General features: G+C 48.4%; 1 protein-coding gene. It reads right to left on the bottom strand.

What is annotated here, in order from left to right; genetic code table 11:
- On the bottom strand, positions 1-5,663 hold a 5,663-nt coding region (locus AC1DWB_RS30635; RefSeq protein ID WP_477544882.1), incomplete at its 3' end, for a carbohydrate binding domain-containing protein.
- Between the last annotated feature and the right edge of the window lie 67 nt (positions 5,664-5,730).

Raw genomic sequence — 5,730 nt, 5'->3', positions numbered from 1 at the left:
GCTGTTACCTTTGCAAGCTTAACTTGTGCGGCAGTGGCTGCGCGGTAGACGATTACAGCCATGTCTTGGCGGGTAATCAACTCTTGCGTACCGAAGCGTTGCTTCTCAATTCCTGATACAATCCCAAGCTTCTGCGCACTCGCTACCGCCTGATAGTACCAATCTCCTTGGGCAACATCACTGAAGCTTGACGTTGCCTTCGCATCTAGAAGATCGAACGTTTCCATGACTAGCTTAATGAATTCCGCTCGGGTAATTGATTCGGTCGGAGCGAACTCAGACTCACTTCTTCCGTTAATAATCCCTCTTGCTGCCAAATAATCGATATAACCCTTGGACCATCGGGAAGCTTCTACATCCTTGAAGCCGACCGATGCTTCCTTGACTACGTACATGCTCAGATGATTCGTCTTAAACGTTAATCTGCCTGTCGACTCATCGTAGGAGGAGAACTTCATCACCTCAAGCTGTCCTTGGCTGTTCACATAATACATCACAATTTTGTTAGGGTCCTCGTTCGGTTTAGCATGATAAGGAACTGATATTTCGATCGCATGGCCTGCAAAAGCAGTAATTTTCTGCCCGCCCGCCTGTATCGTAAAATCATACACAGGTGAATTCCCTACTTGCAATGCAGCCTCTGGGCTCAATTGCGAAGGATTTACCTTGGCCATACTGATGTCTAGTGGACCTGTTTGATTGCCGAGAGCTTCAATTGGAATGGTGAATTGTGCGATAGAACTGTTCACTTGAATCGATGCAATTCCATTGCTTGTTGCTTGCTTCATCGCCTCAAGTGGAAGCTTCACGGAAACTTGTGTGACGCTTACCGCTTCTGGAATATTAATCGTGACGTTCTTCTGCGCGGAAGCCGCAGCTCGTTTGACTGCTTCCTCGAAAGACTTCAGCGCTACATCCACTGATGCGTTATCGCCGGTCACCTTAATGCTGCTAGGGTCAATTGCGATGGTGCCGTCATCCTTGACTTGATCTTTAACCGGATCTTTGGCTGGATCCTTGACCGGAGCTGGCACGGGAGCCGGGCTAACATCGGTATCAGTCGTTTGTTGAATGACAAGCCCGGAAATCGCAGCAGTCAGCTCGTTCAAGGCTGTTGCTACCTCGGATTCGGTTGCATCCGCCTTTGCCGATACCGTCTTAGCTTCGCTCAGCTTCGCGGTTAGAACCGCGTAGCTTGTTGCGGTGTAGCTTCCCGCCGCTATCGCTTCTGCTTCTGCAATTTTGCTGTTCAGTCCTGTTTTATCGACTACAGGAGTTCCCGATGAAATCTCCAAAGTGATCTCATTGCTCTGCACGCTGCGATCAGCTAAAGCGACGTTAGCAGTAATCTTGACGCTGCCTGCCCGCTTCGCCTGGATAAGCCCATTCTCGATCATTACGGCAGCAGGATCACTGATCGTGTACGTGATCGTCGCCCCAGACAATTCCTTCGTGCTTCTGCCCTTTTCCAGAATTCCCTTCAAGGCTGCAGGCACACTATCACCTACATGTAGAGTGGTTGTYGGAACGCTCAGTTCGGCTCCTGTTAATTTCACAACCAATTCCGGAATCGTATACTTGTATAACATCGGACCTTCAGGATCCGTATACAAATAGAAATTACCGAAATCATCCTGGGCAAGCTTCTTCACTTGGGTGGCCAGCACCGTTACAGCTTTCGTCAAGGCATCAATCTTGAAGAATCGCCCTGCAACGGTTGCATATACATTCCCGTCTGTCCCGGTCTCCATCGACCCGTCTATCCAACGGCCGCTCGCGTCAGGGAACACATCCTTGCTATAAATGATCTTCTTCTGCACAGGATCGAAGACGAACAATGCACCGTTGGCAAGTCCCCACACATTGCCGTCCGGACCTATATGCACAGCCGTGATGGCCTGCTTCCCAGCGACGGGCACTACTTGAAATTCGATCTGCTTGCTGGCAACGTCCCAGACAAACAGTACGGCTTCCGTAGCTACTGGGGAGCCACCCTGACCTCCATGGATCGATGTGCCCCCATATACTTTACCCTGGTTGTAAGCTAGAGAAATAATACTTTGATTCGGCACCAGGTTCCAGTACACTTCCGGGTTGCCGCGTGTGACCACATCATAGACGGCCAGTACGCCGCCCAACAAACCATTCTTCGGAACCGTGCCTACGAACAGCTTATTCAACTCTTCCGAGCCTGCCATTCCGAATGGGCGATCCTGGAGCGTATATCCGGGAATATCCGCATTCTCCTTCAACCCGAACAGCGCAACAGGGTTCAATTGATCCGAATTCGTGCGATTCCAAGGTTTGGACAGATCGTATTCGTAAATTTTGGCATCTGGGTAAACACCATAGTATATTTTGTTTCCAATTGCAGTAATGCCTTCTTGTTGACTTAATCCGCTAAGATAGGTTGATTGTCCCGAAGAAGGTGAATGTACGCCAACATTGCCCGACAAATATCCTGAGGTGTAGATCTTCCCGTCCGGACCTTTCTCAATATCGTGAATGTTGACCGGCTCTGCAAGAATCTGGATCTCGGTAACTTTCACTTTTCCCGTCTGCAGATTGTACTTGAACATTTTGCCGCCATTGCCTGTCAGCCCGACCAAGCTGTATCCCGGGAATCCGGCTTCCTGAAGCTGCACGAAACCGTAACCGATTGCCGCCCCATCAATGCTGACACCCAAGGATTGTATGGTGTCCGTGTCCAAATCGTATGTGTACAAAGCTCCTCCTGCCGCTGCATAATACACTTTATTGGCGATCGGCGACTTCGGAGAGACGCCTCTGGAGAAGTTCGGTACGTCTGTGCTCGTCGTACCAGTATCCGCATTAGTGATCGTGATTTGTTGTCCGGTTGCCGCATTCAGCACGAACATTTCATTCGCCTGGTTCTGCTCTTTCTTGGCAAATAGCTTACCCCCAACCAGATTCAGGTCGTATACAGATATAATATTGCTATACTGCGGCGGAAGAATATCTTTCTTAACCTTCGTCGCAACATCAAACTCGACCAACCGAGCCTGATTGCCTACTCCCGCATACACTTTATTCGTATCCGGATCATACACAACGACACGGGTCCAGCGCTCACCGCTGCTCTGCGCCGACATCGTTCCGAAATCCGTGAATTTATTCGTAACAGGATCGTATTCATACAAATTCGCCGTAGGATATGTGCTGCCGTACATTTTGCCGTCTTTCCCGCTCGCCATAGGGTATAATACCGAGTCTTTGGTCGGCAGCGGATGACCGAGATTTCTGAGTTCACCCGTTGCCGGGAAATACCGGTACAGGAGTCCCAGGTTGTAGCCTCCCAAGTATACGGTGCCGTCATCAGACACCTTCACCGACCAGGCTCCGGTTACATCCGGCAATGTCAGGCTCTTCACCACTTGCTCGGTCTCGATGTCCATGATCGTGAACATTCCTGGAGCACCTACGGCTACCGAGTAAATAACATCTCTTCCGTTACCGTCTTTCCCGTAATCGCCCCTCATCAGCGTAACATTCCGAATCTGCACACCCATATCCTGGCCGATCTTCACGATGGAGTTATCCGGTATGCTGCCTTGAACTACATGCACGCCTTTGAGCAATCGGACGTTGTCCACGTAGTATTTGTAAGTTTTCGTAGCGGAACCAGCGAACATGACAGCCGCATAGGCTGCTTCATCAGGAATCGTCGCCTTCACGGAGTTTGTGAACCAGGTCCCGACCGGGTCGGACTTGATGCTCCAGGCTTGCTTGCTTAAATAGTTCTTATTCTTGTCGAAGTACCGCACATACATATCCGCAGACCCGTATTCGATATAATGGTCTGCCATTGCGGTGTACTCCGCTCCCGGTTCAACCTCGATTAAATCACTAATTACATTGAGGAATTTGCCAGGATCACTCTGCAAGTACATGCTCTTCGAGCCTGTGGCGTGCATATCTGCTGTAATCCCGAATGTGCTGCCGTCTGTAGGTGCATATTTCTTCCAGCCCACTATGGCATTATCGACCACATTCAGCTCGAAATCGCCGTTATTGATGGTTTTCGTAACACTGATATCGTCCAGGTAAAAGCTATATGTTTTCTTATTTCCTGAAATCACCGATACCTTAAGTTTAGCTCCGCCAGGCTGAACGGTGAACTGCTTCTCGATATACGCCCATTCTCCCACTGGGGCTGTTGCATCCAAATACAGATGAAAATCTGTATTCTGAGCGCTCTTGACCAGCTTCCCTGCTTGGTCGTAGACATAAACATACAGCCCTTGCATGGTGCCTGATTCAATATTCACATTAGCACCAAGACGATAGGTCGCACCGGCCTGCACTTCCATAAGACCGCTTTCCATGTTGATGCCCGCTCCGGTGTCTTTTTGATTCTTCACGTATAGACTGTTCTGCCCTTCCTTGTGTTCGATCTTGTTGATGGATGCTAGCCCAGCATTAATTTTCCAACCTGGTATACTGCTGTCTGCTGATGGAGCTTCAAAATTGCCGTTCGACAAATAGTACTTAGCTGGGGCAGCTGGTTCTTCTACTTGTTCTGTTCCAGTCTCAAATCGCTCTTCAGTCAACTGAAAATCATCCCAATATACCGTACCAACACTAGACTTAGCGGCTCCAGATACGGCTATGATCGAAGCATATTTAGCATCAATAGGCGCAACAGCATCAGTTATTGAGGTTTGATGCCACACTCCTAACACCGAGCTTTCTGCAGTCTTTGTACCAGTACCAATATAAGAACTAGTGCTAGTTGTTTTATAAAAGCGAATCTGGAGCTGTGACGCAATGACACCGCTGCTGCCTTTCTCCAAATAAACTGATGCTGTCACGGAGTAGGGGATTCCCGGTGTTATTTCAATGAAATCGCTACTTACTCCGAAGACAGTACCACTGCTAGTCCCATGATTATCATATACCTGGAGGCTTGAGGATCCCGAGTTTTTTATGTAAGTGGTTGTAGTGACTGAGCCGTTACTGTTTCCTACACCAAAACTCTGCGTCCATCCAGGAATGGTTGTTCCATTCAATGGATCTTCAAAACCAGCATTGGTAATAAATTTGGAGTTAATAACAGCTTTCTCAAAAGTTATATCGTCCACATATTGAATCCCACTTGTCGTCTCACCGGTAATCACCACAATAGCAGCATAGCTTGCTGTGGTCGGTGCTATTGCTTTGACAGAAAGCTGCTGCCACTCATTAAGCGGGCCTACTGTAAAGCTTGCAGAATTCGTAATGATTCCACCCGTAAGCAGGCTATGATTCACATCATAAAATCGCAACTGTAGTTGAACAGAGCCACCATCCAAATACAACCATGATGATGCTTTGTATTTGTCTCCAGGTGTTACTTCCATCTGTTTACTCTCTACGGCCAAGCTTCCCGTATCGTTATCTTCCAGCTTCAAGCTGTTTGTACCGTTTCGGTATACGGACGAGACTACGGTAACATTCCCATTCTGACCTACCCCCATAGTCTGACTCCAACCAGGAATACTGCCATCTACTAAAGGCATCTCGAAGCTCGGATTGACTAGAGCAGGCTGCATAGTCGGCCCGCTGGCCGCTTCCGCATGGAAGCTACCCGTGTAGCCCATAGAGAGCATGATACTTATACATAAGAAGTACATAAGAGCTTTTCGAACCAACATCTTGTTCATCTTATTCACCTTATTTCGCTCCTCCTTTTTCTTGAATAACGACACTCTTTTCCAAACACAAAAAAGG

The organism is Paenibacillus sp. P4_E11, from assembly GCF_056401635.1.
Note: the sequence above shows the minus strand (reverse complement) of the source record. Positions and strands in the feature narration are given on the sequence as shown.